This window comes from Pseudomonas sp. Marseille-Q7302 (genome assembly GCF_965111925.1).
Window position 1 is genome coordinate 740477 of sequence record NZ_CBCOPK010000001.1, and the last position, 25529, is coordinate 766005.

At 66.0% G+C, this 25529-nt stretch carries 23 protein-coding genes and 1 riboswitch; of the genes, 8 read left to right on the forward strand and 15 right to left on the reverse strand.

Going from position 1 to position 25529, the window contains the following annotated elements; translation table 11 throughout:
• Positions 1–148: 148 nt before the first annotated feature.
• Entirely contained in the window at positions 149–985 is an 837-nt protein-coding gene (gene metF, locus ACWPW1_RS03550) for a methylenetetrahydrofolate reductase [NAD(P)H] (RefSeq protein ID WP_454252371.1), read from the reverse strand.
• A 47-nt stretch (positions 986–1032) separates the two neighbouring features.
• Positions 1033–2439, reverse strand: coding sequence for an adenosylhomocysteinase (gene ahcY / locus ACWPW1_RS03555; protein WP_059313466.1), 1407 nt, complete (start codon positions 2437–2439; stop codon positions 1033–1035).
• Positions 2440–2461: 22 nt separating this feature from the next.
• Positions 2462–2604: riboswitch (S-adenosyl-L-homocysteine riboswitch) on the reverse strand.
• A gap of 152 nt (positions 2605–2756) precedes the next feature.
• On the opposite strand from ahcY, the gene ACWPW1_RS03560 reads away from it, so the two are divergent.
• Positions 2757–3152 carry an acyl-CoA thioesterase gene (locus tag ACWPW1_RS03560; protein WP_059313467.1) on the forward strand — a complete coding sequence of 132 codons (396 nt, stop codon included), beginning with the start codon at positions 2757–2759 and terminating at the stop codon, positions 3150–3152.
• Here ACWPW1_RS03560 and ACWPW1_RS03565 read toward each other — a convergent pair.
• From ACWPW1_RS03565 to ACWPW1_RS03620, 12 genes are all read right to left on the reverse strand, one after another.
• Positions 3136–5910 carry a response regulator gene (locus tag ACWPW1_RS03565; RefSeq protein WP_454252372.1) on the reverse strand — a complete coding sequence of 925 codons (2775 nt, stop codon included), beginning with the start codon at positions 5908–5910 and terminating at the stop codon, positions 3136–3138. The two genes, ACWPW1_RS03560 and ACWPW1_RS03565, sit on opposite strands and share 17 nt — an antisense overlap.
• Positions 5911–6003: 93 nt before the next feature.
• On the reverse strand, positions 6004–7287 hold the full coding sequence (gene purD / locus ACWPW1_RS03570; RefSeq protein ID WP_454252373.1) for a phosphoribosylamine--glycine ligase: 1284 nt from the start codon (positions 7285–7287) through the stop codon (positions 6004–6006).
• An 89-nt stretch (positions 7288–7376) separates the two neighbouring features.
• Positions 7377–8969 carry a bifunctional phosphoribosylaminoimidazolecarboxamide formyltransferase/IMP cyclohydrolase gene (gene purH, locus ACWPW1_RS03575; protein WP_454252374.1) on the reverse strand — a complete coding sequence of 531 codons (1593 nt, stop codon included), beginning with the start codon at positions 8967–8969 and terminating at the stop codon, positions 7377–7379.
• Between the two features lie 66 nt (positions 8970–9035).
• Entirely contained in the window at positions 9036–9353 is a 318-nt protein-coding gene (gene fis / locus ACWPW1_RS03580; RefSeq protein ID WP_059313470.1) for a DNA-binding transcriptional regulator Fis, read from the reverse strand.
• Complete coding sequence (dusB, locus tag ACWPW1_RS03585; RefSeq protein ID WP_454252375.1) at positions 9350–10342, reverse strand: tRNA dihydrouridine synthase DusB; 993 nt, start codon at positions 10340–10342, stop codon at positions 9350–9352. The genes fis and dusB overlap by 4 nt, the downstream gene beginning before the upstream one ends.
• Before the next feature lie 155 nt (positions 10343–10497).
• Positions 10498–11901 carry a DUF3426 domain-containing protein gene (locus tag ACWPW1_RS03590; protein WP_454252376.1) on the reverse strand — a complete coding sequence of 468 codons (1404 nt, stop codon included), beginning with the start codon at positions 11899–11901 and terminating at the stop codon, positions 10498–10500.
• 110 nt (positions 11902–12011) lie between these two features.
• Positions 12012–12887 carry a 50S ribosomal protein L11 methyltransferase gene (gene prmA, locus ACWPW1_RS03595; protein WP_323148329.1) on the reverse strand — a complete coding sequence of 292 codons (876 nt, stop codon included), beginning with the start codon at positions 12885–12887 and terminating at the stop codon, positions 12012–12014.
• Positions 12888–12981: 94 nt separating this feature from the next.
• Positions 12982–14328 (reverse strand): acetyl-CoA carboxylase biotin carboxylase subunit, encoded by a 1347-nt coding sequence (gene accC, locus ACWPW1_RS03600; RefSeq protein WP_059313474.1) that lies wholly within the window; start codon positions 14326–14328, stop codon positions 12982–12984.
• Positions 14329–14344: 16 nt separating this feature from the next.
• On the reverse strand, positions 14345–14809 hold the full coding sequence (gene accB, locus ACWPW1_RS03605; RefSeq protein WP_187980397.1) for an acetyl-CoA carboxylase biotin carboxyl carrier protein: 465 nt from the start codon (positions 14807–14809) through the stop codon (positions 14345–14347).
• A gap of 53 nt (positions 14810–14862) precedes the next feature.
• Positions 14863–15309: a type II 3-dehydroquinate dehydratase gene (aroQ, locus tag ACWPW1_RS03610; RefSeq protein WP_059313476.1), complete on the reverse strand. Its 447-nt coding sequence runs from the start codon at positions 15307–15309 to the stop codon at positions 14863–14865.
• Between the two features lie 117 nt (positions 15310–15426).
• Complete coding sequence (gene dsbD, locus ACWPW1_RS03615) at positions 15427–17190, reverse strand: protein-disulfide reductase DsbD (protein WP_454252377.1); 1764 nt, start codon at positions 17188–17190, stop codon at positions 15427–15429.
• Positions 17191–17246: 56 nt separating this feature from the next.
• Positions 17247–18866, reverse strand: a complete 1620-nt coding sequence (locus ACWPW1_RS03620) for a PleD family two-component system response regulator (RefSeq protein ID WP_313647483.1) — start codon at positions 18864–18866, stop codon at positions 17247–17249.
• A 268-nt stretch (positions 18867–19134) separates the two neighbouring features.
• On the opposite strand from ACWPW1_RS03620, the gene ACWPW1_RS03625 reads away from it, so the two are divergent.
• From ACWPW1_RS03625 to ACWPW1_RS03655, 7 genes are all read left to right on the forward strand, one after another.
• On the forward strand, positions 19135–20151 hold the full coding sequence (locus ACWPW1_RS03625) for a DUF2333 family protein (protein ID WP_454252378.1): 1017 nt from the start codon (positions 19135–19137) through the stop codon (positions 20149–20151).
• Positions 20151–20702: an NUDIX hydrolase gene (locus tag ACWPW1_RS03630; RefSeq protein WP_454252379.1), complete on the forward strand. Its 552-nt coding sequence runs from the start codon at positions 20151–20153 to the stop codon at positions 20700–20702. Before ACWPW1_RS03625 ends, ACWPW1_RS03630 begins: the two co-directional genes overlap by 1 nt.
• A 144-nt stretch (positions 20703–20846) precedes the next feature.
• A complete protein-coding gene (locus tag ACWPW1_RS03635; RefSeq protein ID WP_059313480.1) occupies positions 20847–21191 on the forward strand; it encodes a translation initiation factor Sui1 in 345 nt (114 codons plus the stop codon).
• Positions 21192–21277: 86 nt separating this feature from the next.
• On the forward strand, positions 21278–23191 hold the full coding sequence (speA, locus tag ACWPW1_RS03640; protein ID WP_059313481.1) for an arginine decarboxylase: 1914 nt from the start codon (positions 21278–21280) through the stop codon (positions 23189–23191).
• 63 nt (positions 23192–23254) lie between these two features.
• Positions 23255–23509 (forward strand): hypothetical protein, encoded by a 255-nt coding sequence (locus ACWPW1_RS03645; RefSeq protein WP_059313482.1) that lies wholly within the window; start codon positions 23255–23257, stop codon positions 23507–23509.
• A complete protein-coding gene (locus ACWPW1_RS03650) occupies positions 23506–24069 on the forward strand; it encodes a lipocalin family protein (RefSeq protein ID WP_313647480.1) in 564 nt (187 codons plus the stop codon). Before ACWPW1_RS03645 ends, ACWPW1_RS03650 begins: the two co-directional genes overlap by 4 nt.
• A 17-nt stretch (positions 24070–24086) precedes the next feature.
• Complete coding sequence (locus ACWPW1_RS03655) at positions 24087–24581, forward strand: YbhB/YbcL family Raf kinase inhibitor-like protein (protein ID WP_271653829.1); 495 nt, start codon at positions 24087–24089, stop codon at positions 24579–24581.
• 17 nt (positions 24582–24598) lie between these two features.
• On the opposite strand, the gene ACWPW1_RS03660 is transcribed toward ACWPW1_RS03655, so the two are convergent.
• Positions 24599–25402: a hypothetical protein gene (locus tag ACWPW1_RS03660; RefSeq protein WP_454252380.1), complete on the reverse strand. Its 804-nt coding sequence runs from the start codon at positions 25400–25402 to the stop codon at positions 24599–24601.
• Between the last annotated feature and the right edge of the window lie 127 nt (positions 25403–25529).

A 25529-nucleotide genomic window follows, 5' to 3' on the forward strand; every position in this document is an offset into this window, starting at 1 on the left:
GGGGGCGCGGTTGCGCTTCCGGTTGACGTCCGAAAGGTTTCAGACGTCTCGCCCACCCTCGTCATCCTGCGCTGGATGAAGAGTCGGGCGATGACCGGTAGCGGTAATCACGATTGGGTGAAGTCGCCGCCAGTTCGCGTGGCCGACTTCAAAAGCCGAGATTTCGCCAGATGGCGATGCAAGGCTCCGCTTGGTTCAGGGTATAGAAGTGCACACCGGGTGCCCCGCCTTCGAGCAGTCGCTCGCAGAGGGCGGTCATGACTTCTTCGCCAAAGGCCTGGATGCTCTGGGTGTCGTCACCGTAGGCTTCCAGTTGCTTCCGCAGCCAGCGAGGCAGTTCAGCGCCACAGGCATCGGAGAAGCGTGCCAACTTGCTGTAGTTGGTGATCGGCATGATGCCAGGGATCACCGGGGATTCGACTCCCAGTTTGCGGACACGTTCCACAAAATGGAAGTAGCAGTCGGCGTTGAAGAAGTACTGGGTGACCGCACGGTCAGCTCCGGCCTCCATTTTGTACACGAAATTGCGCACGTCGTCCGTAAAGCTGCGTGCCTGCGGATGGGTTTCCGGATAGGCGGCGACTTCGATATGGAAGTGATCACCGGTTTCCTCTCGGATGAAGGCGACCAGGTCACTGGCATAGCGCAGCTCGCCACCCCCGGACAGGCCCATGCCGGAGGGCAGGTCGCCGCGCAGGGCGACGATACGGTTGATGCCGGCTTCACGGTATTGCTGCAGCAGTTCGCGCAGCTTGGCCTTGCTGTCGCCGACGCAGGACAGGTGCGGCGCGGTCGGCACCCCGACCTCGTCGTTGAGCTGGCGCACGGTGCGATAGGTGCCGTCACGGGTGGACCCGCCGGCGCCATAGGTGCAGGAGAAGAACTCCGGCCCGTAGCCTGCCAGCTGTCGCGCCGTGGCGATCAGCTTCTCGTGGCCCACTTCGGTCTTGCAGGGAAAGAATTCGAAACTCAGACTGGGTTTCACGGCGTCTCTCTCGTGAGCGGCCCCACCCTTGCGGGCGGGGCTGGCCATCAGTAGCGGTAGCTGTCGGGCTTGAAGGGGCCTTCCTGGGTCACGCCGATGTACTTGGCCTGGGACTCGGTCAGACGGGTGACGACGCCACCGAAGCCCTTCACCATTTCCAGCGCAACCTCTTCGTCCAGCTTCTTGGGCAGGACCATGACGGTGACGTTGGCGGTCTTCTCGGCGACCGGCAGGTCGGCGAACTTCTCCTGGTACAGGTGAATCTGTGCCAGCACCTGGTTGGCGAAGGAGCCGTCCATGATGCGGCTGGGGTGGCCGGTAGCGTTACCCAGGTTCACCAGACGGCCTTCGGCCAGCAGGATCAGGTAGTCGTCGTTGGCGGGATCGACGGTCAGGCCGGTGCGGTGGATCTTGTGCACCTGCGGCTTCACCTCTTCCCAGCCCCAGTGCTGGCGCATGAAGGCGGTGTCGATCTCGTTGTCGAAGTGACCGATGTTGCACACCAGGGCGCGCTTCTTCAGGGCCTTGAGCATGTTGGCGTCACAGACGTTGACGTTGCCGGTGGTGGTGACGATCAGGTCGATCTTGCCCAGCAGAGCGCGATCCACGGAGGCTTCGGTGCCGTCGTTCAGACCGTCGACATAGGGCGAGACCAGCTCGTAGCCGTCCATGCAGGCCTGCATGGCGCAGATCGGGTCGACTTCCGAGACCTTGACGATCATGCCTTCCTGACGGAGCGAGGCCGCCGAGCCCTTGCCCACGTCACCGTAACCGATCACCAGTGCCTGCTTGCCGGACAGCAGGTGGTCGGTGGCGCGCTTGATGGCGTCGTTGAGGCTGTGGCGGCAGCCGTACTTGTTGTCGTTCTTGCTCTTGGTGACCGAGTCGTTGACGTTGATCGCCGGGACCTTGAGGGTACCGTCCTTGAGCATGTCCAGCAGGCGGTGCACGCCGGTGGTGGTCTCTTCGGTGATGCCGTGCACGCGCTCCAGCACCTGCGGGTACTTGTCGTGCAGGATCTGGGTCAGGTCACCGCCGTCGTCCAGCACCATGTTGGCGTCCCAGGGCTGGCCGTCCTTGAGGATGGTCTGCTCGATGCACCACTCGTATTCGGCTTCGGTCTCGCCCTTCCAGGCGAATACCGGGATGCCGGCCGCGGCGATGGCGGCAGCGGCCTGATCCTGGGTGGAGAAGATGTTGCAGCTGGACCAGCGCACTTCGGCACCCAGGGCCACCAGGGTCTCGATGAGCACGGCGGTCTGGATGGTCATGTGGATGCAGCCGAGGATCTTGGCACCAGCCAGGGGTTGTTCACCGGCGTACTTGCGGCGCAGGCCCATCAGGGCAGGCATCTCGGATTCGGCGATGATGACTTCGCGACGACCCCAGTCGGCCAGGGAGATGTCGGCGACCTTGAAATCGTTAAAAGCGGCAGGCGTGAGGACAGCGCTCATTGAAGAGTCTCCATTCGTTAGGTGCGAATGGGCGCCGTTGATGCGTTCTGACAACGCTCCGTTCGAGCCTGACAACGTCTGGCGTCATGCCCGCCGAGGGTCCCGCGCCAGGGGCGGGTCGGCTAGGATGGGATAACGCAGCGTGCTGCAGCGCCCCTCGAACGGAAGGCGGAGCGGCCTGGTGGCCGCGATGCGCGGGCAGTATAACGAGGATCGCGATAAACCCAAAGGGTGGCGCTCTGCCTCATGTCCACCGGAATCTCCCGCCCGCCCCCTGATCTGATGTCCCAACCCCCCTAGACCTTCAAGGAGCCCCGATGAACTTCCATACCCGCAAATGGGTGAAACCCGAGGACCTCAACGCCAATGGCACCCTGTTCGGCGGCAGCCTGCTGAAGTGGATCGACGAAGAGGCGGCGATCTACGCCATCGTGCAGCTGGAAAATCCCAAGGTGGTGACCAAGTACATCTCGGAGATCAACTTCATCAGCGCCTCGCGCCAGGGCGACATCATCGAGCTGGGCATCACCGCCACCGAGTTCGGCCGTACCTCCATCACCCTGAGATGCGAGGTGCGCAACAAGATCACCCGCAAGAGCATCCTCACCATCGACAAGATCGTCTTCGTCAACCTGGACGAGGACGGCAATCCGGCCCCGCACGGCAAGACCGAGATCACCTACGTCAAGGACAGGTTCAAGGATTCGCCTTGAGGCCCGTGCGAGTCACGTCCAGGCGGCGGCGCTCGGCCCAGTAGAGCAGCAGCTCGCGCAGCTGGGAGAGTTCGATGGGCTTGCCCATGTGCCCGTCCATGCCGGCCTCCTGGGCGCGATCCTTGTGCTCGGCGAGGATATGGGCGGTCAGGGCCACCACCGGGGTACGGGAGCGGTGATTCTGCTGTTCCCAGGCACGTAGCCGGCGCGTGGCGCCGAAGCCGTCCAGCAGCGGCATCTCGCAATCCATCAGGATCAGGTCGTAGGTGTTCTGCTGGAGCTTTTCGAAGGCCTCCAGGCCGTTGCCCACGGTGTCGGGTTCCACCCCGAGCTTCTTGAGCATGCCGCGGATCACCTTGACCGAAATGCTGTTGTCCTCGGCCACCAGGACCCGGAAGTCGCCTGGTATGCCGCTCGGCTGCTCCTGAGGCTCGGGCTCGCTCACCCGCTGGCCGCGGCGCGACAGTTCGTCGGCCAGGGTAGCCCTGAGGGTATAGCCGGCCACGGGCTTGGCCAGCACCCGCTTGATGCCGGCGTTGCGGGCGATGACCTTGCTCGGCGCATTGCTCAGGCCGGTCAGCATGATCAGCAGCAAATCATGGTTGAGGTTCTCGTCTTCGTTGATACGTGCCGCCAGCTGCATACCGGTCATGCCCGGCATCTGCTGGTCGAGCAGCACCACGTCGAAGTATTCCCGCAGGTGCGACTGGGTACGCAGCAGGGCCAGGGCCTCGCGCCCGGAGGCGGCGGTGACCGCCTGCATGCCCCAGGCGCTGCACTGCTGCTGCAGCACCTTGCGGCAGAGTTCGTTGTCGTCGACCACCAGTACCCGCACGTCCTGCAGCGGGTAGTCGCTGTCGCCGCGCGAGAGCACCAGGGCCTGAGCCGGGACGGGCAGGCTGATCCAGAAGCTGGAGCCGCCCTCGGCGTTGTTCTGGATGCCGAAGTCGCCCTGCATCAGCAGCACCAGCTGGCGGGCGATGATCAAACCGAAATCCAGGCTCTCGGTGTCGCTGGTGAGGAAGTCGCGGCTGTCGAGATGGGTGGAGAGCAGCTGCCGGCTCAGGGCGGCATCCAGCGGGGTGCCGCTGTCCTGTACCGAGATGCGCAGCCGCGGCGGCTGGCCGGTGGCCTCCTCCAGGGAGATCACCAGGAGGATCTCCCCCTCTTCGGTGCGCTGGAAGGCGTTTTCCAGGAGGTTGAGCAGGATCTGCCGCAGGCGCGTGGGATCGCCGATGAAACGTCGCGGCACCTGGGGCTGGATGAAGCTGAGCAGTTCGACCCGGTGCTCTTCGGCGCGCGGCCGGAAGATGTCCAGGCAGTCGTCGAGCAGGGCATTGAGGTCGAAAGTGACCTCTTCCAGCTCGATCTGGCCGCTTTCCAGGCGAGTGATGTCGATGATCTCGTTGATCAGGTTGAGCAGTTCGGCACCGGCGCTGTGGATGGTCTGCACATAGTCGCGTTGCTTGGCCGACAGCGCCGTGCCCTGCAACAGCTCGGTCATGCCCAGCACTCCGTTCATGGGCGTGCGAATTTCATGGCTGATGCGCGAGAGGAATTCGGCCTTGCCCTTGAGCTCCGCGTGGTTGGCAGCGCGATCGCGAGTCCGGGTGAAATGCTCCTCGCGCAGGTAGCGGCGGCGTTCTTCCAGGGCCAGGGTGAGCAGGATGCCACTGAACATGCAGCTGCTGATCAAGGCGCGGCCCAGCCAGATGGGCGCGTTGGCATAGCCGGCCAGGACCGGTAGCGCGAGCATGCCGGCGACCGCCAACAGGGCGCAGCTCACTACTAGCAGGCGCGCATAGTGGGCGCCCTGGTGCCAGCGTTCCAGGGCGATGCCCAGGCAAACGAGCAGAGCCAGCCCATTGATCGCCATCAGCCAGTCGCCAATGTAGACATCGCCGGCCACGAAGCGGACCGCGGCGCCAAGGCCCACCAGCACCAGCAGGGTACCAATCAGGCGGCGGCTCCAGAGCGGCAGGCGGCGCCAACCAAAGAAGGCACCGATCAGGTTCAGGCCGGCGGCGCTGCAGCCCAGGACCGACAGATCGGTCAGCAGCGGCGCCTGGCTCTTGAAGGCGCCGAGCAGGAATTTGCTCAGCCCGAACAGGTTCAGCGCCACGCAGACCAGCATCACCAGCAGCAGGGTCAAGGCACTGGTGGCACGACTGCGGTGGTAGAGCAGTTGCACACCGTTGTACAGCGCCAGCATGGCCAGGCAGCCGAGCAGCACGCCGAACAGCACCAGGCGGTGCGTCACCTCGGCTTCGGCACTGCTGCTGAGGTTCAGGGAGATGCGCATCGGCTGGGGCGATTCGAATCTCAGGAACAGGTCCAGCGGCTGATCGCTCGCCGGGATCGGAAAGACAAAGTCGCGGCTGACTTGCAATGGATTGAGCAGGGGGCGCGACAAACCATCGCGAATCTCGCTGAGCAGCTGGTCGTCGCGGTAAGCGAAGAAATCCAGGTAGCCCACATTGGGCGAGACGATGCGCAGCAGGCGTTGCTGGGTGTCGGGCTGGATGCGGGTGTGCAACCAGAGTGCGCCTGGGCCAGCCGGGCGATGGGTCTTGGCCGCGGTCAACGGCTTGAAGGCGGAGAGCCGGTCGCGGACCTCGTCGAGGGTGTATTCACCCGTGACGTCTTCGTATTGAGCCCAGCCGGCGTCCGGCGAATTCTCGGCCTGCACGGAGTTGGCCACCAGCAGCAACAGCAGCCAGCCGATCACAAAGCCTATGGCGATCCAGAGCCGGTGCACGAGAGTTCCCTTCGCGGATGCGGACGTCGAGTATAGATCAGCCCGTCACGTCTGTTGACGTAACAGTGTAACAGGCTGATCCCAGGGTGAGCTTCACTGTCGCTCGCGGGCGATGGCGCGGTAGCCGATGTCGCTACGGTAGAAGCAGCCATTCCAGGAGACTTCCTGGGCCAGGGCATAGGCATTCTGCTGGGCGGCGGAGACCGTTTCGCCCAGCGCCGTGGCGCAGAGTACCCGACCGCCGGCTGTCACCACCTGACCATCGCGCAGCGCGGTACCGGCCTGGAACACCTTGCCCGGCAGGGTCGCGGCAGCGTCGAGACCGGCGATGACATCACCCTTGGCGTAGTCACCCGGATACCCGCCCGCGGCGAGGACGATGCCCAGGCTCGGTCGTGGATCCCAGCAAGCCTCGATCTTGTCGAGGGCCTCGGCCAGGGCGGCCTCCACCAGCAGCACCAGGCTGGACTGCAGGCGCAGCATCACCGGCTGGGTCTCGGGATCACCGAAACGGCAGTTGAATTCGATGACCTTGGGTGCACCGCTCTGATCGATCATCAGGCCGGCATAGAGGAAGCCGGTATAGACGTTGCCTTCACTGGCCATGCCGGCCACGGTGGGCTCGATGATCTCGCGCATGACCCGGGCGTGGACCTCGGGGGTGACGACCGGCGCGGGGGAGTAGGCGCCCATGCCGCCGGTGTTGGGACCGCTGTCGCCGTCGCCGACGCGCTTGTGGTCCTGGCTGGTGGCCATGGGCAGCACGTTCTTGCCGTCGACCATGACGATGAAGCTGGCTTCCTCGCCGTCGAGGAACTCCTCGATCACCACCCGCGCACCGGCATCGCCGAAGGCATTGCCGGAAAGCATGTCCCGCACGGCTTCCTCGGCTTCGGCCAGGGTCATGGCGACGATCACGCCCTTGCCGGCAGCCAGGCCGTCGGCCTTGATCACGATGGGCGCACCCTGCTCGCGCAGATAGGCCAGGGCCGGCTCCACCTCGGTGAAGTTGGCATAGGCGGCGGTGGGGATCCGGTGCCGGGCCAGGAAGTCCTTGGTGAAGGCCTTGGAGCCTTCCAGCTGGGCAGCGCCGGCGGTGGGGCCGAAGCAGGGCAGGCCGCGGCTGCGGAACAGGTCGACCACCCCGGCCACCAGCGGCGCCTCGGGGCCGACGATGGTCAGCTCGACATGGGCGGCGGCGAAGTCGGCCAGTTGCTCAAGGGCCAGGACGTCGAGGGCGACGTTCTCGCACTTGGCCTCGGTGGCGGTGCCGGCATTGCCGGGGGCGACGTAGACCTTGGTCACTCGCGTGTCCTGGGCGACTTTCCAGGCCAGGGCGTGTTCGCGGCCACCGCTACCGATGATGAGTACGTTCATGAAGCTTTCCTCTGGGCGGACCGCACGCAGCCGTCCACCCTTGACAGTGGGATCGACGGCCAGGGCGCAGGGCCCGGCCGTGGCGGACCTTAGTGGCGGAAGTGGCGCATGCCGGTGAAGACCATGGCGATGCCCGCTTCGTCCGCGGCGGCGATGACTTCGGCGTCGCGCATGGAGCCGCCCGGCTGGATCACCGCAGTGATGCCATTGGCCGCGGCGTTGTCGATGCCGTCACGGAAGGGGAAGAAGGCGTCCGAAGCCATGACCGCACCCGCCACCGCCAGGCCGGCGTGCTCGGCCTTGATGGCGGCGATACGCGCCGAGTTGACGCGGCTCATCTGGCCGGCGCCGATACCGACGGTCTGCTGGCCCTTGGCGTAGACGATGGCATTGGATTTGACGAACTTGGCCACCTTCCAGGCGAAGATCAGGTCCTGCAGTTCCTGTTGGCTGGGCGCGCGCTGGGTCACCACCTTGAGGTCGTCGGCGGTGATCATGGCGATGTCGCGGCTCTGCACCAGCAGACCACCATTGACGCGCTTGAGGTCCAGGCCGGGCTTGCGCTCGGCGGGCCACTCGCCGCACTCCAGCAGGCGGACGTTGGCCTTGGCCGCTACTACGTCGCGGGCTTCGGCGCTGACGCGCGGCGCGATGATCACCTCGACGAACTGGCGCTCGACGATGGCACGGGCGGTGTCGGCGTCCAGCTCGCGGTTGAAGGCGATGATGCCGCCAAAGGCCGACTCGCTGTCGGTGGCATAGGCCAGTTCATAGGCCTGGCGCAGGTCACCGGCCACGGCCACGCCGCAGGGGTTGGCGTGCTTGACGATGACGCAGGCCGGCTGGTCGTAGCTCTTCACGGTTTCCAGGGCAGCATCGGTGTCGGCGACATTGTTGAAGGAGAGCTCCTTGCCCTGCAGCTGGGTGGCGGTCGCCACGCAGGCTTCGCTGGCGTGCTCGACATAGAAGGCCGCCTGCTGGTGCGGGTTCTCGCCGTATCTCATGTCCTGCGCCTTGATGAACTGGGCGCTGAAGGTGCGCGGGAAGGCGGCACGGCCTTCGGTGGACAGGGTCTCGGCCTGCTGGTCGATGCTACCCAGGTAGTTGGCGATCATGCCGTCGTAGGCGGCGGTGTGTTCGAAGGCCTTAAGCGCGAGGTCGAAGCGCTGGGCGTAGGTCAGGCCGCCGGCCTTGAGGTCGTCGAGGATCGCCGCGTAGTCGCTGGCGTTGACTACGATGGCGACGTCCTTGTGGTTCTTGGCCGCGCTGCGGACCATGGTCGGACCGCCGATATCGATGTTCTCGATGGCATCGGCCAGGCTGCAGCCGGGTTTGGCCACGGTGGCGGCGAAGGGATAGAGGTTGACCGCGACCAGGTCGATCGGGCGAATACCGTGTTCGCTCATGACCTCGTGGTCGACGCCGCGACGACCGAGGATGCCGCCGTGGATCTTCGGGTGCAGGGTCTTGACGCGGCCGTCCATCATTTCCGGGAAGCCGGTGTAGTCGGCGACTTCCAGCGCCGGGATGCCCTCGTCGCGCAAGAGCTTGTAGGTACCGCCGGTGGACAGGATTTCCACACCGATGGCCGCGAGTTCACGGGCGAAGTCGACGACGCCCGTCTTGTCGGACACGCTGATCAGCGCACGGCGGACGGGGAGGCGAGAGGTCTGGTCGGTCATGGTCATGTCCATCAGGAGGAGAAAGACCGCCGGTCAAGCCCTCTGGGCCGCCGGCGAGGAGGCGGATCAGAGCAGGTCGTACTGCTTGAGCTTCTTGCGCAGGGTGCCGCGATTGAGCCCGAGCATCTCCGACGCCTTGGTCTGGTTGCCCTTGACGTAATTCATCACGCTTTCGAGCAAGGGTGCTTCCACTTCGCAGAGCACCATGTTGTAGACGTCGGTCACCGGCTGCCCATCGAGATGGGCGAAGTAGCTGCGCAGCGCCTTTTCCACGCTGTCGCGCAGCGTCTGGCCCTCTTGCAGGGGGGCGGTCAGGTGCTGCTTGAGGTCGCCGTTGTCACTCACGGGCGCTGTTCCAGTCAAAGTCTCGGTCATCGAATTCATGCCACCTGCTTCCCGATCGGGGGCTGCGCGAAAAACGCGCGAATGCTGGCGTGCTGGGCTTGAGTGTCTTGTAGTCGGTTGAACTGGGCGCGCGATTCCGCTGCGCCCGGACGGTCGGCCAGGTACCAGCCGACGTGCTTGCGGGCGATGCGCACGCCCATTTCCGGGCCATAGAAGGCGTGCAGGGCGTCCAGATGCTCCAGCAGGATGGCTGCCACCTCGGCATCGCTGGGCGCTGCCAGGTGTTCACCGGTCGCCAGGTAATGGGCGATCTCGCGAAAGATCCAGGGCCGGCCCTGGGCCGCGCGGCCGATCAGCAGGCCGTCGCAGCGGGTATGCTCGAGCACCGCCCGAGCCTTTTCCGGGCTGTCGATGTCGCCGTTGGCGAACACCGGGATGCCTACCGCCTGCTTGATGGCCGCGATGGTGTCGTACTCGACGGCGCCGAGGAACCTATCGTCCCGGGTGCGGCCATGTACGGCCAGTGCCTGGATGCCGGCCGCCTCGGCCAGCTGCGCGATGCGCAGGCCGTTGCGATTCTCGGGATCCCAGCCGGTACGGATCTTCAGGGTCACGGGTACATGCACCGCGGCCACCACGGCGGCGAGGATCTCGGCCACCAGGGCCTCGTCCTTCATCAGCGCGGAGCCGGCGGCCTTGTTGCAGACCTTCTTCGCCGGGCAGCCCATGTTGATGTCGATGATCTGGGCGCCCAGTTCGACATTGCGCTGCGCCGCCTCGGCCAGCATCGCTGGGTCGCCGCCGGCGATCTGCACCGAGCGTGGCTCCTGCTCGCTGGCATGGATCAGGCGCAGCCGCGACTTGCGGCTGTCATAGAGACGCACGTCACTGGTCACCATTTCCGACACGGCCATGCCGGCGCCGAGCGCGAGGCACAGGCGGCGGAAGGGCAGGTCGGTGACCCCGGCCATGGGCGCGAGAATCAGCGAGTTGGGCAAGGTATAAGGGCCGATGCGTACCATCGACATATCTTTTTCCCTGGCGAATAGGCGCCTGTTCCGCCTGCGCCGGAAACCGGCCGCGGACAGGGGCTGCTGTGCTTGAAAAGGGTTGGGAATGATACCCGCTCGACGCCTCCGGATAAAGCGCGAGTTGGCTAGTTTATGAGCAATTCACCCCGGGCCTACTCTGGCGAGAAGAAGCTCAGACTATAGTTCACCGCCCGCGGACCAGGGTCGAGAATGTCCAGGGCGATGTGGATCGGCGTCTGCGGCGGCATCTCGTCCTGGCCCTTGAGCTCGCCGTTCAGGTACTCGCCCGGCTTGAAACGACGGCTCGCGAGCAGCTGGCCGTTGAGGTCGGCGAAGCGCAATTCGAGCAGCGGGAACGGCTGGGAGAAGGGCGCGCGGTTGTAAAGGATGGCATCGACGCGCAGGGCGCCGGAAAACTGCGGATGGCTGCGTACCACCAGGTTGCTGCTGCGGATCTGCTGGACATCGACCTTGGACGGCACCTTGCAGCCCAGGCTGGCGCAGGCCTGGACGAACAGCGGTCGATAGCTGTCCTGCCGCGCCAGCTCGTCGAAGTGGTAGTAGACATACTGACCAGCCAGCCCGAGCAGTGCCAGCAGGCAGAGCAGCGCCCACAGCAGGCGCCGGCCCCAGTGGGGGCGCTCCTGGCGACTGTCCAGCTGCAGCGGCTCGTCGTGCAGGTCGACCAGAGGGTCGTCCTGCCACTCCGGCTCACTGCGAAGAGCGGTCGCCGACTTGGCCGGCAGCGTCTCGTCTTCGGTATCGCGGTCGGCGCTGAGCGGCTCGGGTGTGGGCTCCTGCCAATCGTCCAGGCGGCCCAGGCCGGGCTCGGCCCGCTCGTCCTCGTCAGCCTCGACCGCGCCGAGTGCCGGCTCCTGGCGTTCGCGAGCGGGCGCGGTTAGGGGAGCGGGCGGCGGTGCCGGTGCGGGTTTCAGCGGCGCCGCCAGAGCCGCGGCAGGCCGTGGGCTGATGACGGGCTCAACGGGTTCGGGCTCCGGGGCCAGCTCTGGTTCTGGTTCTGGCTCGAAGGTCGATGCGGGCACCGACTCGGGTTCCGCGTCGAGCGAGAGATCAGATTCGGCCTGCAGCCTCAAGGGTTCCGGCTCCGGGTCGCGTGCGGTGGACAGCGCGCCGAGCGACGGCAGTTCGAAGGCGTCCTCGTCTTCCTGGGAGCGACGGGCGGCCAGCCCTTGTGCCGGTGCGGGCTCTTCCCGCGGGGCTATCACGGCCGGTGGTGCTGCCGGCGCGACGGGCGTGCGGCGCTGCTCTTCCAGGGCGCTCAGGCGAGCGACCTCGGCATCCAGCTCCAGGTGGCTCAGGTCCAGTTCGTCGTGCGGCCAGGCGGCTTCGCTCGACGTCGGCGTGGGCTCGGCCATCGGGACGGGTGCCACCGGGGCGGCTTCCGGCGCCGTCAGCGGCGCGGCCTGGTTGCTGGCATTGAACACTTCCAGGCAGACGCCACAGCGTACGTCGCCGTCCGCGGCGGCCAGGTGTTCCTGGGTGACGCGGAAGCGGGTATGGCAATGCGGGCACTGGGCGACGAGGGATTCGGTCATGGCGAGGCGACAGCCAGGGAATTTAAGCGCGCTAGTGTACCCGAAGGCCCTGGCGAAAGAAGGGCCTCTACCGGGCCGCCGGTTGAGCGGACCGGTAGAGGCGCAGGCGGTCAGCGGCGACGAGTGCCGCTGATGCGGACCCAGCCATCCAGGGTGGCGGTAGGTTCCAGGTCGAAGCAGCCGGCGTAGGCGGCACGCACGTCCTCGGCTTGCTCGGCGAGGATGCCGGAGAGGGCCAGGCGGCCACCGATGCGGGTCAGGCGGGTGATCTGCTCGGCCAGGCCGACCAGTGGACCGGCGAGGATGTTGGCCACCACCACGTCGGCCTGCTCGCCTGGCAGGTCGGCGGGGAGATAAAGAGGAAAACGCGCCGGGTCGATGCCATTGCGGTTGGCATTCTCCCGCGAGGCTTCCAGGGCCTGGACATCGATGTCGGTGCCCACCGCGCGCTCGGCGCCCAGCAGCAGGGCGGCAATGGCGAGGATGCCCGAGCCGCAGCCGAAATCCAGCACCTGGCGCCCCTCGACCGGCTCGCCGTCCAGCCATTGCAGGCACAGCGAGGTGGTGGGGTGGGTGCCGGTGCCGAAGGCCAGGCCCGGGTCGAGCAGCAGGTTGACCGCCGCCGGCTCCGGCGCCTCGTGCCAGCTGGGCACGATCCACAGCCGCTGGCCGAAGCGCATGGGCTGGAAGTTGTCCATCCAGCTGCGCTCCCATTCCTGGTCTTCCAGGCGCTCCACCTCGTAGACGAGGCCGTTGGCCAGGAGCTGCACGCGCTGTTCCAGCGCCTTGGCGTCGGTATCGCCTTCGAACAGCGCCAGCAGATGGGTCTGGGACCACAGCGGGGTGGTGCCGAGGTCCGGCTCGAAGATCGGCTGGTCCTCGGCGTCCATGAAGGTCACCGAGACGGCACCCAGTTCGAGCATGAGGTCTTCGTAGGTTTCCGCCTGGGCGGGGGTGAGGGCGAGGCGGACTTGCAGCCAGGACATGGTGGGCTACCTGAATCGGGTCAAAGCGGGGAGGGTAAATGAAAACGGGCTGCCCGAGGGCAGCCCGTTCGCTGAATCAAAGGTCGTCATGCACTCAGTGGCGCATGCCGAGCTTCTTCTCCAGATAGTGGATGTTCACCGCGCCCTGGCCGAAGGCCTGGTCGCGGGTCAGCATCCGGTGCAGATCGGCGTTGGTCTTGATGCCGTCGACGATCAGCTCGTCCAGGGCGTTGCGCATCCGGGCCATGGCCTCTTCGCGCGTCTTGCCCCAGGTGATCAGCTTGGCGATCAGCGAATCGTAGTTCGGCGGAACCTTGTAGCCGCTGTACAGGTGCGAATCCACCCGTACGCCGTTGCCGCCCGGCGCATGGAAATGCTTGACCAGGCCCGGGGAGGGCATGAAGGTCTTGGGGTCTTCGGCGTTGATCCGGCACTCGATGGCGTGGCCGGTGATCTTGATGTCTTCCTGCTTGATCGACAGCGGGTTGCCAGCGGCGATGCTGAGCATCTCCTTGACGATGTCGACGCCAGTGATCATCTCGGTCACCGGATGCTCCACCTGTACGCGGGTGTTCATCTCGATGAAGTAGAAGCGACCGTCTTCGTAGAGGAACTCGAAGGTACCCGCGCCACGGTAGCCGATGTCGATGCATGCCTTGACGCAGCGCGCCAGGACTTCCTCGCGAGCCTTTTCGTCGATCTGGGGCGCAGGCGCCTCCTCGATCACCTTCTGGTGACGACGCTGCAGCGAGCAGTCGCGATCGTAGAGGTGCACGGCATTGCCCTGGCCGTCGGAGAGGACCTGGACTTCCACGTGACGCGGATTGCCGAGGAACTTCTCCATGTAGACCATGGAGTTGCCAAAGGCGGCGCCGGCTTCGGTCTGGGTCAGCTTGATCGACTTGATCAGCTCGGCCTCGTCCTCGACCACGCGCATGCCGCGACCACCACCGCCACCGGCGGCCTTGATGATCACCGGATAGCCGACTTCGCGGCCGATGCGCAGGCACTCGGCCTCGTCATCCGGCAGGGCGCCGTCGGAGCCCGGTACGGTGGGCACGCCGGCCTGCTTCATGGCGTTCTTGGCGGATACCTTGTCGCCCATCAGGCGAATCACGTCGGCGGTGGGGCCGACGAAGGCGAAACCGGACTGCTCCACCTGCTCGGCGAAGTCGGCGTTCTCGGCGAGAAAGCCGTAGCCGGGGTGGATGGCAGTGGCACCGGTGACTTCCGCGGCACTGATGATGGCCGGGATGTTCAGGTAGGACAGGGGCGAGGGGGCCGGGCCGATGCACACCGATTCGTCGGCGAGGGACAGATGCATCAGTTCGCGGTCGGCGGTGGAGTGAACCGCCACCGTCTTGATGCCCAGCTCCTTGCAGGCACGCACCACGCGCAGGGCGATTTCTCCGCGGTTGGCGATCAGGACTTTTTCCAGCATCGTGGGCTCCACGGGCTTAGACAATGGTGAACAGCGGCTGGTCGAATTCGACGGGCTGGCCGTTCTCGACCAGCACCTGGCCGATGGTGCCGCTGGCTTCGGCTTCGATGTGGTTCATCATCTTCATGGCTTCGACGATGCACAGGATGTCGCCTTTCTTCACCTGCTGGCCGACTTCGACGAAGGCCGGAGTGGTGGGCGAGGACGCGCGGTAGAAGGTGCCGACCATGGGCGAGCGAGCCACGTTACCAGTCAGTTGCGGAGCGGCAGCTTCGGTCGCAGGGGCGGCAGCGGCCGGAGCGGCAGCCGGAGCCGGCGCGGCGACCGGCGCGGGGGCGGCGGCGTAGACGGTCTGCATGCCCTGGTTGCGGCCGGTGTTGCGGCTGATGCGGACGGACTCTTCGCCTTCGCGGATTTCCAGCTCGTCGATACCGGACTCTTCCAGCAACTCGATCAGTTTCTTGACTTTACGGATGTCCATTGGCGTTGGCTCTCCCCTCGGGTTCAGGTGATGTTCTGGATATTGGGTCGCGCTCAGCCGCGGGCGGCGAGCTGTTCGCAGGCGGCTTCCAGCGCCAGGCGATAGCCACTGGCGCCGAGTCCGCAGATGACACCGACCGCCACATCGGAAAAATAGGAGTGGTGGCGGAAGGCTTCGCGCTTGTGCACGTTCGACAGGTGCACTTCGATGAATGGGATGCTCACCGCGAGCAAGGCGTCACGTAGGGCGACGCTGGTATGGGTGAAGGCAGCCGGATTGATCAGGATGAAATCCACCCCTTCGTCGCGCGCGGCGTGGATGCGCTCGATCAGCAGGTGCTCGGCGTTGCTTTGCAGGTGGTCCAGGCGATGCCCTGCCGCGCTGGCGCGGGCTTCGAGATCGGCGTTGATCTGCGCCAGGGTGGTAGCCCCGTAGACGCCCGGCTCGCGGGTTCCCAGCAGATTCAGGTTGGGCCCGTGCAGTACCAGCAGATGCGCCATAGCCACTTGCCTCGCGATTTCGCAACCAGATTGGCCGCGGACTATGCCGCAACCTGAGGTGACTGTCCAGTCGCTAGACGTTTGCCGGAAATGCCAGCACGTTGGGCGAAATTCTTTTTAATCGCTGGCGATAAACCTTTTCACCTCGCCCAGTCGTGCAAGAAAGCCCGTAGCGTCGATTTCGCCGACGATGCGACCCTTTGCCTGTTCCTGGCCGTTGGCAGCATAGAACAGGATCGCGGGTGGGCCGAACAGGCCTCGCTGTTGCAGCCACTGCCGCTGTTCCCGGGTGCTTTGCGTCATATCGAAGCGGATCAGCTCGAAGTCCCTGAGTTGCGCCTGGACCTCGGGGTTGCCGAATACCTCGCGCTCGATGACCTTGCAGCTGATGCACCAGTCGGCGTAGACGTCCACCAGCACTGGGCGGCCTTGGCCGACGCTGGCAGCCAGGGCCGCCGGATCGCTCAGGCTACGCAGGCCATCCTCGCGTGCGACCACCGCCGGCCGGGCGGACTCGCCCAGGGGGCGCAGCGGATCGCTGGCACCACGCAGGGCCCCGATACCCGCCGCCACGCCGTATACCACCAGTGCCAGGCCGGCCAGTTGCAGCAGGCGTTGGCGAGGGGGCTTGGGTACGAATTCCAGCGCACCAAGAAACAGCCCGCCCCCGGCGGCCAGCAGGCCCCAGGCCGCCAGTGCCAGCGGCCCGGGCAGCAGCCGTTCGAGCAGCCATAGCGCCACGGCCAGCAGGAGCACTCCGAAGGCATTGCGCATGCCCACCAGCCAGCCCCCGCTACGCGGCAACAGGGCCCCGCCGCCGGCAGCGATCAGAATCAGCGGGGTGCCCATGCCCAGGCCCAGGGCGAAGAGGGCCAGTCCGCCGCCAAGCCAGTCGGCGGTGCTGCTGATATAGAGCAGCAGTCCCGCCAGGGGCGCCGAGACGCAGGGCGAGACGATCAGGCTGGACAGCACGCCGAGGGTAGCCGCGCCGCCGAGGGAGCCGCCCCGGGTACCACTGGCCAGGTGCTCCAGGCGATCGCGCAGGACCGCCGGCAGGCGCAGCTCGAAAAGGCCGAACATGGCCAGGGCGAACAGCAGGAACAACAGGGCGAAGGGGACCAGCACCCAGGCCGACTGCAGTTGCGCCTGCAGGTTGAGGCTGGCGCCGAAGACCCCCATGAGCGCGCCCAGGGCGGCGAAACTCAGCGCCATGGGTATCACATAGGCCAGCGCCAGCAACAGGCCACGACCCGGGCGCGCCTTGCCGGCCAGGACCACGGCCGAGACGATGGGCAGCATCGGCAGTACGCAGGGGGTGAAGGTCAGACCGAGGCCAGCCAGGAAGGCCAGCAGGATTCTTTTCCACCACCCCTGGTCGAGAACGGGGGTCTCACCCGCTGGGCTCGCGGCGGGCGAGGCCACGGGGCCGGTAACCTCGAGGGTGCGGGTTTCCGGTGGATAGCAAAGACCGCGATCGGCGCAGCCCTGGTAGGTGACCCTTATCCGACCGCCGCGGTCGGGCGCCAGGGACAGGGGGATGTCGACGCCCGCGTGATAGACCTGGACGTCGCCGAACCATTCGTCGTGCTTGGGCTCGCCGGGCGGTAGGACCACCGGCGTGGTCAGCAGGCCGGGGTCGGCGTCGAAGGCGAAGCGCTGGCGATAGAGGTAGTAGCCCTCGGCGATGGTGAAGCGCACCACGCTGCGGCCGTCGGCGTCACGCCGCTGCTCCAGGCGAAAGGCCTGATCCACCGGCAGGAACTGCTGGTTGGGGCGCTGGCCGCCGAGGCCCAGGTCCGCCGCCGGTCGTGGCGCGTCGAACAGGCCGGCGGTGGCGGGCAGGGTCAGCAGCAGGGTGAGCAGGAACAGCAGGGCACGCATGGTCATCTCGATGATCGGCAGCGGCCGATCATAGCAGAGGCATCCGGCCCGCCAGACTAGCCCTGGCCGTACTGGCGCACGCAGTTGCGTCCGGCATGCTTGGCGGCGTAGAGGGCTTCGTCCGCCTGCTTGGCCAGCAGCGACATCTCCTGATCGGGCTGCAACTGCGCCACGCCAGCGCTGAAGGTGCAGCTGAGTTCCTTGGGCGGCGCCGGGTAGTGGATCTCGGCGAAGCGCTGGCGGATCTCGTCGATCAGGCGGGTGGCGGTGGCCAGGTCGGTGTCGGGCAGGACGATGGCGAATTCCTCGCCGCCATAACGGCCGATGTGGTCGGACTTGCGCAGCCGCTGCTTGAGAAACAGCGCCAGACTCTTGATCACCCGATCGCCCATGGGGTGACCATAGTGGTCGTTGACCTGCTTGAAATGGTCGATGTCTAGCATGGCGAAGGTGATTGGCCGCTGGCTGCGCCGGGCGCGGAAGCAGGCGTCCTCCAGCAGCTGCAGGGTGTGGGTGTGGTTGTACAGGCCGGTAAGGCTGTCCTGGACGATGCGCGCTTGCAGGCTGCGCGCCCTGGCGGCGCGGGTGCGCACCGTGGCGATCAGGTGGCGCGGCTTGATCGGCTTGGTGAGGAAGTCGTCGCCTCCTTCGCTCATGGCATCCAGCTGCTTGTCGAGGTCGTCCTCGGCCGACAGGTAGATGATGGGCACGCTGACGTAGCGCTCGTGCTGGCGGATGACCTTGGCCAGTTCGGTGCCGGTGCACTCGGGCATGTACATGTCGAGGATGATCAGGTCGGGTACGAATTCGGCCAGGTGCGCCATCACCGCGCCGGGCTGCATGAGGGTGCGGGTGACGATGCCGGCGCTATTGAGCGCCATCTCCGTGGCCATGGCCTGGGCGCGGGAGTCGTCCACCACCAGGGCGCGGATCGGATCGTAGTAGACGGTGCGGGTGAGGGTCTCGATCTTTTCCAGCAGGCGCGCCGAGTCCAGGGTGCCGGTGTAGAACTCCTGGCCGCCGGCGCGCACCGCCGCCAGGCGAAAGGGGGTGTCGGCCTCCTGGTGGCTGTAGAACAGCACCGGCAGCTTGCGCTCGAGACCGTTCTGGGCCTCCAGGGCCAACCGGATGCCGACGCCCGGGCCACCGAAGTCCACGTCCATGACGATGACCGCCGGGTGGCGGCTGTCCATCATCGACCGGAAGTCGTCGGCGTTGTGGATGATCTGGATGGTGACGCCGAAGTATTCCATCTGCGGCGCCAGGCGCTCGGCGCGTTCGGTGTCGAGCAGCGCGATGTAGATCGGCTTGCGCAGCGGTGGCAGGTTGGTGGTTTCGAGCTGATCGCCCTGGCGCAGGCCGGTGCGCGACAGGCTCTGCATGGCCTGGCTGAGTTCGGTGATGGCCTGGCTGTTGAGACGCCCGCGATTGGCGGCGACCTGGGCCAGGGTCCCGCCAATGGTTTCGGCGAGATCGGCATGCCCCTGCTGTTCGAAGCGCTTCGCGTATTGCAGGAGGCGGGCATTGGCGTCGCTCAGCTCGGCAAGGCTGCCATTCGTCCATTCGTCCCGTTGCAACCGCTGCCAGATCTCCAGCACCTGGCGCGACTGATGGATGACCCGCTGGGCGAAGTGCAGCTTGAGGCGGTCCCGGTTCGGATCATCTGGTTCGCTCACGAATTGTTCCGTCATTCTTGAGGTGGTGGCCCTATGCTACCAATTGAAACCTGGCAGGGTAGAGGCGATACCCTGGTTAGCGGCGGCTATGCCGCTTGCACGGACACTGTCTGTCGCTTCTGGAGTAGCGTCTGTCGCCTGTTACCCTAGTCTCGGAAGCGGCTGCGCACGCGCATCGTGTCCGCCTTGCCAGCGAGGGCCGCGCAACCGGCGCCGGCGGCAGGGGTCCAAGCGCCAACACCTTTGAAATCATTGCAAGGAATTGCCCATGCGGGAGTGGAACTTGAGATCGGGATGGCTCCGGCTGGTGGCAGTGCTGGTAGCGCTCTACCTGCTGGTCACCCTGGCGATAGGCTGGTACTGGAGTCGCGAGCCGGACTTCTTCCCGGTTCAGCAGCATGCCCAAGAGGCAGCTGCGGCCAGCGGTCGCAAACTGGTGCTCGGCTACACCACGGTCGAGACGCTCAAGCAGGTCGCTGGAACCCTGCTGGACAAGCCGGGCGGTTATCTCTCCAACGACATCTTCCCGCCCGGCCTGTGGCTGGACGACATGCCGTCCTGGGAATACGGCGTACTGGTGCAGACCCGCGACCTGGCCCGCGCCCTGCGCAAGGACTTCGCCCGCTCTCAGTCGCAGTCCACCGAAGACGTCGACCTGGCCCAGGCCGAGCCGCGCTTCAATTTCGACAACCACAGCTGGGCCATGCCCTCGTCGGAATCGGAATACCGCGCCGGCATCGTCTCCCTGGACCGCTACCTGGCGCGCCTGGGTGGCCAGAACACCCAGGGCCAGCAGGCTGCCTACTTCTATTCGCGCTCGGACAACCTGCGCAACTGGCTGGGTGACGTCGAGACCCGTCTGGGCTCGCTGTCCCAGCGGCTTTCCGCCAGCGTCGGTCGCGTGCGCCTCGACGCCGAAGTGCGGCCGAACCAGGACATCCCCGCCGGCCAGGTGCCGGAGGTGCACGAACAGCGCGTCGAGACGCCTTGGCTGCAGATCGACAACGTCTTCTACGAGGCCCGCGGTCAGGCCTGGGCGCTGACGCATATCCTGCGCGCCATCGAAGTGGACTTCGCCGATACCCTGGCCAAGAAGAACGCCACGGTGAACGTGCGCGAGATCATTCGTGAGCTGGAAGCGGCGCAGCAACCGGTCTGGAGTCCGATGATCCTCAACGGCAGCGGCTTCGGCATCCTGGCCAATCACTCGCTGGTGATCGCCAACTACATCTCCCGCGCCAACGCCGCCATCATCGACCTGCGCCAGCTGCTGGAACAGGGCTGATGACGATAGGGGCGCGCGAGGCGGCGCATCGTGCCGCCTCCGACCAAGAGATGGTGCTCTGGGTCGATCGCGACGATCGGATCCAGGGCCAGTTGCCGCGCGCCGAGTTGCGCGCCCGCGGCCTGATCGGGCGCTGCACCTTCATCCTGCTGTTCAACGCCGCTGGTGAGCTGTGCGTGCACCAGCGGACCCTGAGCAAGGCGCTCTATCCGGGCTACTGGGACGTCGCCGCTGGCGGCATGGTGGCGCCGGGCGAGAGCTATGCGGAGTCGGCGGCGCGGGAGCTGGCCGAGGAGCTGGGCGTCAGCGGTATAGCGCTGCGCGAGCACGGCACCTTCTACTTTGAAGAGCCCGGCAATCGACTCTGGGGCGGAGTGTTCAGCGCCTGCTGGAAGGGTCCGCTGCGCTTGCAGCCGGAAGAGGTGCTGGAAGCGCGCTTTCTCCTGCCTGCGATGATTCTCGACGAGGCACGGCGCCTGCCGTACTGTCCTGATTCCCTCGAAGCCCTGCGGCTGGTCCTCAGCCAAACGGATGTCGCATCCCTGCCTTAATTTCTCGCATTCGCGCCTTAGCATCCGGGGGCGATACTGCTACATTGCGCGGCCCCGGAATAGCGCGGCCCGTACTGGCTGGCGCTGCATCCAAGGTTTCCTCCAGGCGCCTGGCGCCTGAACCCGAACTGGGAGGACCACCCCTTGAGCAAGAAAGCCTCGTCCCTGTCGGACCTCAGCCGCCTGGTGTATTCCACCGACGTCGGCCGCATCCGTCCGGAAGAACCCCAGGCGCCGGTACCGGCCGGTGACGGCATCGCCCGGGTCCGGCGTGAAACCAAGGGGCGTGGCGGCAAGACGGTCACCACGGTCAGTGGCGTACCCCTGGGCGAGGAAGAGCTCAAGGACCTGGCCAGTGCGCTCAAGCGCCGCTGTGGGACGGGTGGGGCGCTCAAGGATGGCGTCATCGAGATCCAGGGTGACCATGTCGACCTGCTGCTCGGCGAACTCGAAAAGCGCGGCTTCAAGACCAAGCGCTCCGGCGGCTAGGCCAGGCCTTCCCGCCTCCGCGTACAACTTACCGCCCCTGGCGGCGGTCCATCCAAAGCAAGATTCCCTACAGGAGATTCCCGCGAATGTCCCCACGACGCACGCGCAAAGATGACGGCAGCCAGTGGACCGTGGCGGACAGCCGCAGCGTCTATGGTATTCGCCACTGGGGTGCCGGCTACTTCGCCATCAGCGATGCCGGCAACGTCGAGGTCCGGCCCCACGGCCCGGACGGCCAACCGATCGACCTGCACGTATTGGTCGGCCAGCTACGCGAAGCGGGACTGTCGCTGCCGCTGCTGGTGCGTTTCCCCGACATTCTCCAGGGCCAGGTGCGTCACCTGACGGGCGCCTTCGATCGCAACATCGAGCGCCTCGACTACCAGGGCCGCTACACCGCCCTCTATCCGATCAAGGTCAACCAGCAGGAGGCGGTGGTGGAAAACATCATCGCCACTCGCGACGTCTCCATCGGCCTGGAAGCCGGCTCCAAGCCGGAGCTAATGGCGGTGCTGGCGCTGGCGCCCAAGGGCGGCACCATCGTCTGCAACGGCTACAAGGACCGCGAATTCATCCGTCTGGCGCTGATGGGGCAGAAGCTCGGTCATAGCGTCTTCATCGTCATCGAGAAGGAATCCGAGGTCCCGTTGGTGATCGAGGAGGCGGCCGAGCTCAAGGTCACGCCCCAGGTTGGCCTGCGGGTGCGACTGTCGTCCCTGGCATCGAGCAAATGGGCCGATACCGGTGGCGAGAAGTCCAAGTTCGGCCTCTCCGCCGCCCAGCTGCTGTCGGTGATCGAGCGCTTCCGCGCCGCCGGCCTGGAGCAGGGTGTGCGCCTGCTGCACTTCCACATGGGATCGCAGATCGCCAACCTGGCCGACTATCGCCAGGGCTTCCGCGAGGCCATCCGCTATTACGCCGAGCTGCGTGCCCTGGGCCTGCCGCTGGATCACATCGACGTCGGCGGCGGCCTGGGCGTGGACTACGACGGCACCCATTCGCGCAACGCCAGCTCCATCAACTACGACATGGATGACTACGCCGGTACCGTGGTCGGCATGCTCAAGGAATTCTGCGACCAGCAGGAATTGCCGCATCCGAACATCTTCTCGGAAAGCGGCCGTGCCATGACCGCCCACCACGCCATGCTGGTGATGCAGGTCACCGACGTCGAGCGCCACAACGACAGCGTGCCGGCCAGCGAGCGCTTCGAAGGCAAGGCCGAGGTGGTGCAGTGGCTGGCCGAGCTGCTGGGCGATACCGATCCGGAAATGGTGACCGAGACCTACTGGCGTGCTACCCAGTACGTCAGCGAAGCCGCTGCCCAGTACGCCGCAGGCAGCCTCAGCCTGGGCGACAAGGCCCTGGCCGAACAGTGCTACTTCGCCATCTGCCGTCGCCTGTACAACCAGCTCAAGGCGCGTCAGCGTTCCCATCGCCAGGTGCTCGACGAGCTCAACGACAAGCTGGCCGACAAGTACATCTGCAACTTCTCCGTGTTCCAGAGCTTGCCGGACACCTGGGCCATCGACCAGATCCTGCCCATCGTGCCCCTGACCCGGCTCGACGAGGAGCCGGTGCGCCGCGCCGTGCTGCAGGACCTCACCTGTGACTCCGACGGCAAGATCAAGCAGTACGTCGACGAGCAGAGCATCGAGACCAGCCTGCCGGTGCACGAGGTGCGCGAGGGCGAGGACTACCTGCTGGCGGTGTTCCTGGTAGGTGCCTACCAGGAGATCCTCGGCGACATGCACAACCTGTTCGGCGACACCGACTCGGTGAACGTCTACCAGGATGCCGATGGCAGCGTGCGCCACGGTGGTATCGAGACTCACGACACCATCGAGGACATGCTCAGGTACGTGCACCTCTCGCCGGAAGAGCTGATGACCTACTACCGCGACAAGGTCGCCAGTGCCCGCCTCACCGCGCGCGAGCGTACCCAGTTCCTCGACGCCATGCGCCTGGGGTTGACCCGTTCCTCCTATCTCGCCAGCTGAGAAAGCGAACCCTGACGGCCGGGCGGGCTCTATAGCCTTGCCGTCAGGATGGAGGAGGCAGGTATGAAGTGGCGCATGGCGCTGTTGCTGGTGGGCAGCCTGATACTGGCCGGGTGCGGCAAGGTGACCCAGGAAAACTATTCCCGGCTCAAGGCCGGACAGACCAAGGCCGAGGTGGAGCAGATCCTGGGTGCGCCCACGGAATGCGCGGGCGCCCTGGGCGTCACCACCTGTACCTGGGGTGATCGCGGCTCCTTCATCAGTGTGCAGTATCTCAACGATAAGGTGGCGATGTTCGCCGGGCAGGGTCTGCGATGAAAACCTCTACCAAATTGTTGCTGTTGGCGGGTGCCGCTGGACTGCTCGCGGCCTGCGCCAGCGGTCCGCGTGAAGTCCCGCCGCTCACCGCCGGCAATGTCGATCTGCAGCGTTATCAGGGACACTGGTACGAACTGGCGCGGCTGCCGATGTTCTTCCAGCGCAAGTGCGCCCAGTCCGAAGCCAATTACCACGTCATGTCCGATGGCTCGGTGGCGGTGTTCAATCGCTGCCGCACCCTGAACGGTAAGGTCCAGGAGGCTACCGGTACCGCCACCCCGATCAAGCCGGGTGTGACCGACCGCCTGGAAGTGCGCTTCGACACCTGGTTCAGTGGCGTCCTGCCCAATGTGGCCAAGGGGCCCTACTGGATCCTCTACGTCGATGACGATTACAAGACCGCCCTGGTCGGCAGTCCGGATCGCAAGTACCTCTGGTTACTGGCCCGCAAGCCCGATATCTCCGCGGCGCAGAGCGAGAAGCTGCTGCGCATCGCCCGCGAGAAGGGCTACAACCTCAATCGTCTGGTCTGGCGCGAGACCGACGCCCACATGCCCTAGCCAGGAGGAGCCCGCTCGTGAAACTCTGGACCGACGCCTTTGCCGACAATGGTTTCATGCCCAAGCGCCACGAGTTCGACGTGGCCGACTTCGGCGCCCACGGCGAGAACATTTCGCCCGCCTTGCAGTGGTCCGATCTACCCGCCGATACCAAGAGCCTCGCGCTGACCGTCTATGATCCCGATGCCCCCACCGGTAGCGGTTTCTGGCACTGGGTCGTGGTCAACATCCCGGTCGGCACCCAGGGGCTGGCGGAAGACGCCGGTCGCGCCGATGGTTCGGGCCTGCCCGCGGGTGCGCTGCAACTGATCAACGACTATGGCACCCGCGGCTTTGGTGGCGCTGCGCCGCCCAAGGGCGACAAGCCGCACCGCTACATCTTCCAGCTGCATGCGCTCAAGGTCGAGCAGCTACCGGTGCCGGCCGAGGCGACCAATGCCGTCGGGCGCTTCATGCTCCACCTCAACCAGCTGGCCTCGGCGACCTATACCGGTCTCTACGAGATCAAATAGGCCAGGCGACGGGCGAGCTACAGCTCGTCCGTCGACGCTGCCAGCCGAACACCGGCAGCGCGCATCTCAGCCAGGAAGGCCTCGCCCTGCGCCTCGAAACCGGGCACCGAATGGCTACAGTCGGTCAGCAGCACGAGGTCCTGGCGCCGGTTCGTCGGCCAGAATTCCAGCAGGTCACGCAGGGTGCTGGCCACGCAGTGCGACAGGGCTTCGCCCGCCACCAGCAGCGTGCCAGCCGCCTGTAGCCGGGCGATCAGCCTGGCGTCTACGGCGGTATCCGGGTCGCTCGGATCCACCACCTCGGCGCGCAGTGCCGAATAGTGCTCGGTGTGCGGATTGCCACCCTTGGCGATGAAGTCCACCTGGCGACCCTGCGCTCGGCCCCAGGCATTGAGCGCCTGGTGGACATCCTCCTGCACCCCATGGCCCCAGCCGCCTACTAGGCAGTGTTCCGGCCAGATCACCAGTCGATAACGGCCCCCGGCTTCCAGCGCCCGCACATAGGCCAGCCCGCGGGCGCGCTCGGCCGGATCCCGGGTCTGCCAGCGACCGCTGGCCACCTCGTCCGCGTCGATCTGGGTAAAGGGTGCCGGTGGTTGCCCGTTGGCATCCTGCCACCCATGGGGATGAGCGATGTGCAGCGGCTGGTGGGAATCCAGGGTCACATGCACCCCGGTGAGCCGGGGTCCAAGACGCCCGATCAAAGCGGCGACGCGTTGCAGTCCGGCCACGGCGCCAGGCACCGGCAGGGCGGCGCCCGGCAGGTCGCAGAAGTCGTTCTGCGGATCGATCAGCAACAACTGCAGCGTGGACTCGGACATGCGGGGGCTCCTTGGGCGACAGGCCGATGATGGTGCGGCCAGGTGCGGATGCGAGGCAAGCCCGAGCAGCGTGGAAACCAGGTAAGGTGCAGGTCTATGATGAAGAAGCCGACCCTGCCCTGCGGAG

Bases quoted from the DNA above. Each gene is read 5' to 3' on its own strand.
- ahcY (WP_059313466.1), bottom strand. From the start codon at position 2,439: ATGAGCGCTGTCCTCACGCCTGCCGCTTTTAACGATTTCAAGGTCGCC.
- ACWPW1_RS03560 (WP_059313467.1), top strand. From the start codon at position 2,757: ATGAACTTCCATACCCGCAAATGGGTGAAACCCGAGGACCTCAACGCC.
- purD (WP_454252373.1), bottom strand. From the start codon at position 7,287: ATGAACGTACTCATCATCGGTAGCGGTGGCCGCGAACACGCCCTGGCC.
- purH (WP_454252374.1), bottom strand. From the start codon at position 8,969: ATGACCGACCAGACCTCTCGCCTCCCCGTCCGCCGTGCGCTGATCAGC.
- fis (WP_059313470.1), bottom strand. From the start codon at position 9,353: ATGAATTCGATGACCGAGACTTTGACTGGAACAGCGCCCGTGAGTGAC.
- dusB (WP_454252375.1), bottom strand. From the start codon at position 10,342: ATGTCGATGGTACGCATCGGCCCTTATACCTTGCCCAACTCGCTGATT.
- ACWPW1_RS03590 (WP_454252376.1), bottom strand. From the start codon at position 11,901: ATGACCGAATCCCTCGTCGCCCAGTGCCCGCATTGCCATACCCGCTTC.
- prmA (WP_323148329.1), bottom strand. From the start codon at position 12,887: ATGTCCTGGCTGCAAGTCCGCCTCGCCCTCACCCCCGCCCAGGCGGAA.
- accC (WP_059313474.1), bottom strand. From the start codon at position 14,328: ATGCTGGAAAAAGTCCTGATCGCCAACCGCGGAGAAATCGCCCTGCGC.
- accB (WP_187980397.1), bottom strand. From the start codon at position 14,809: ATGGACATCCGTAAAGTCAAGAAACTGATCGAGTTGCTGGAAGAGTCC.
- aroQ (WP_059313476.1), bottom strand. From the start codon at position 15,309: ATGGCGCATCTGCTGGTACTGCACGGGCCCAACCTGAATCTGCTGGGA.
- dsbD (WP_454252377.1), bottom strand. From the start codon at position 17,190: ATGCGTGCCCTGCTGTTCCTGCTCACCCTGCTGCTGACCCTGCCCGCC.
- ACWPW1_RS03625 (WP_454252378.1), top strand. From the start codon at position 19,135: ATGCGGGAGTGGAACTTGAGATCGGGATGGCTCCGGCTGGTGGCAGTG.
- ACWPW1_RS03630 (WP_454252379.1), top strand. From the start codon at position 20,151: ATGACGATAGGGGCGCGCGAGGCGGCGCATCGTGCCGCCTCCGACCAA.
- speA (WP_059313481.1), top strand. From the start codon at position 21,278: ATGTCCCCACGACGCACGCGCAAAGATGACGGCAGCCAGTGGACCGTG.
- ACWPW1_RS03645 (WP_059313482.1), top strand. From the start codon at position 23,255: ATGAAGTGGCGCATGGCGCTGTTGCTGGTGGGCAGCCTGATACTGGCC.
- ACWPW1_RS03650 (WP_313647480.1), top strand. From the start codon at position 23,506: ATGAAAACCTCTACCAAATTGTTGCTGTTGGCGGGTGCCGCTGGACTG.
- ACWPW1_RS03660 (WP_454252380.1), bottom strand. From the start codon at position 25,402: ATGTCCGAGTCCACGCTGCAGTTGTTGCTGATCGATCCGCAGAACGAC.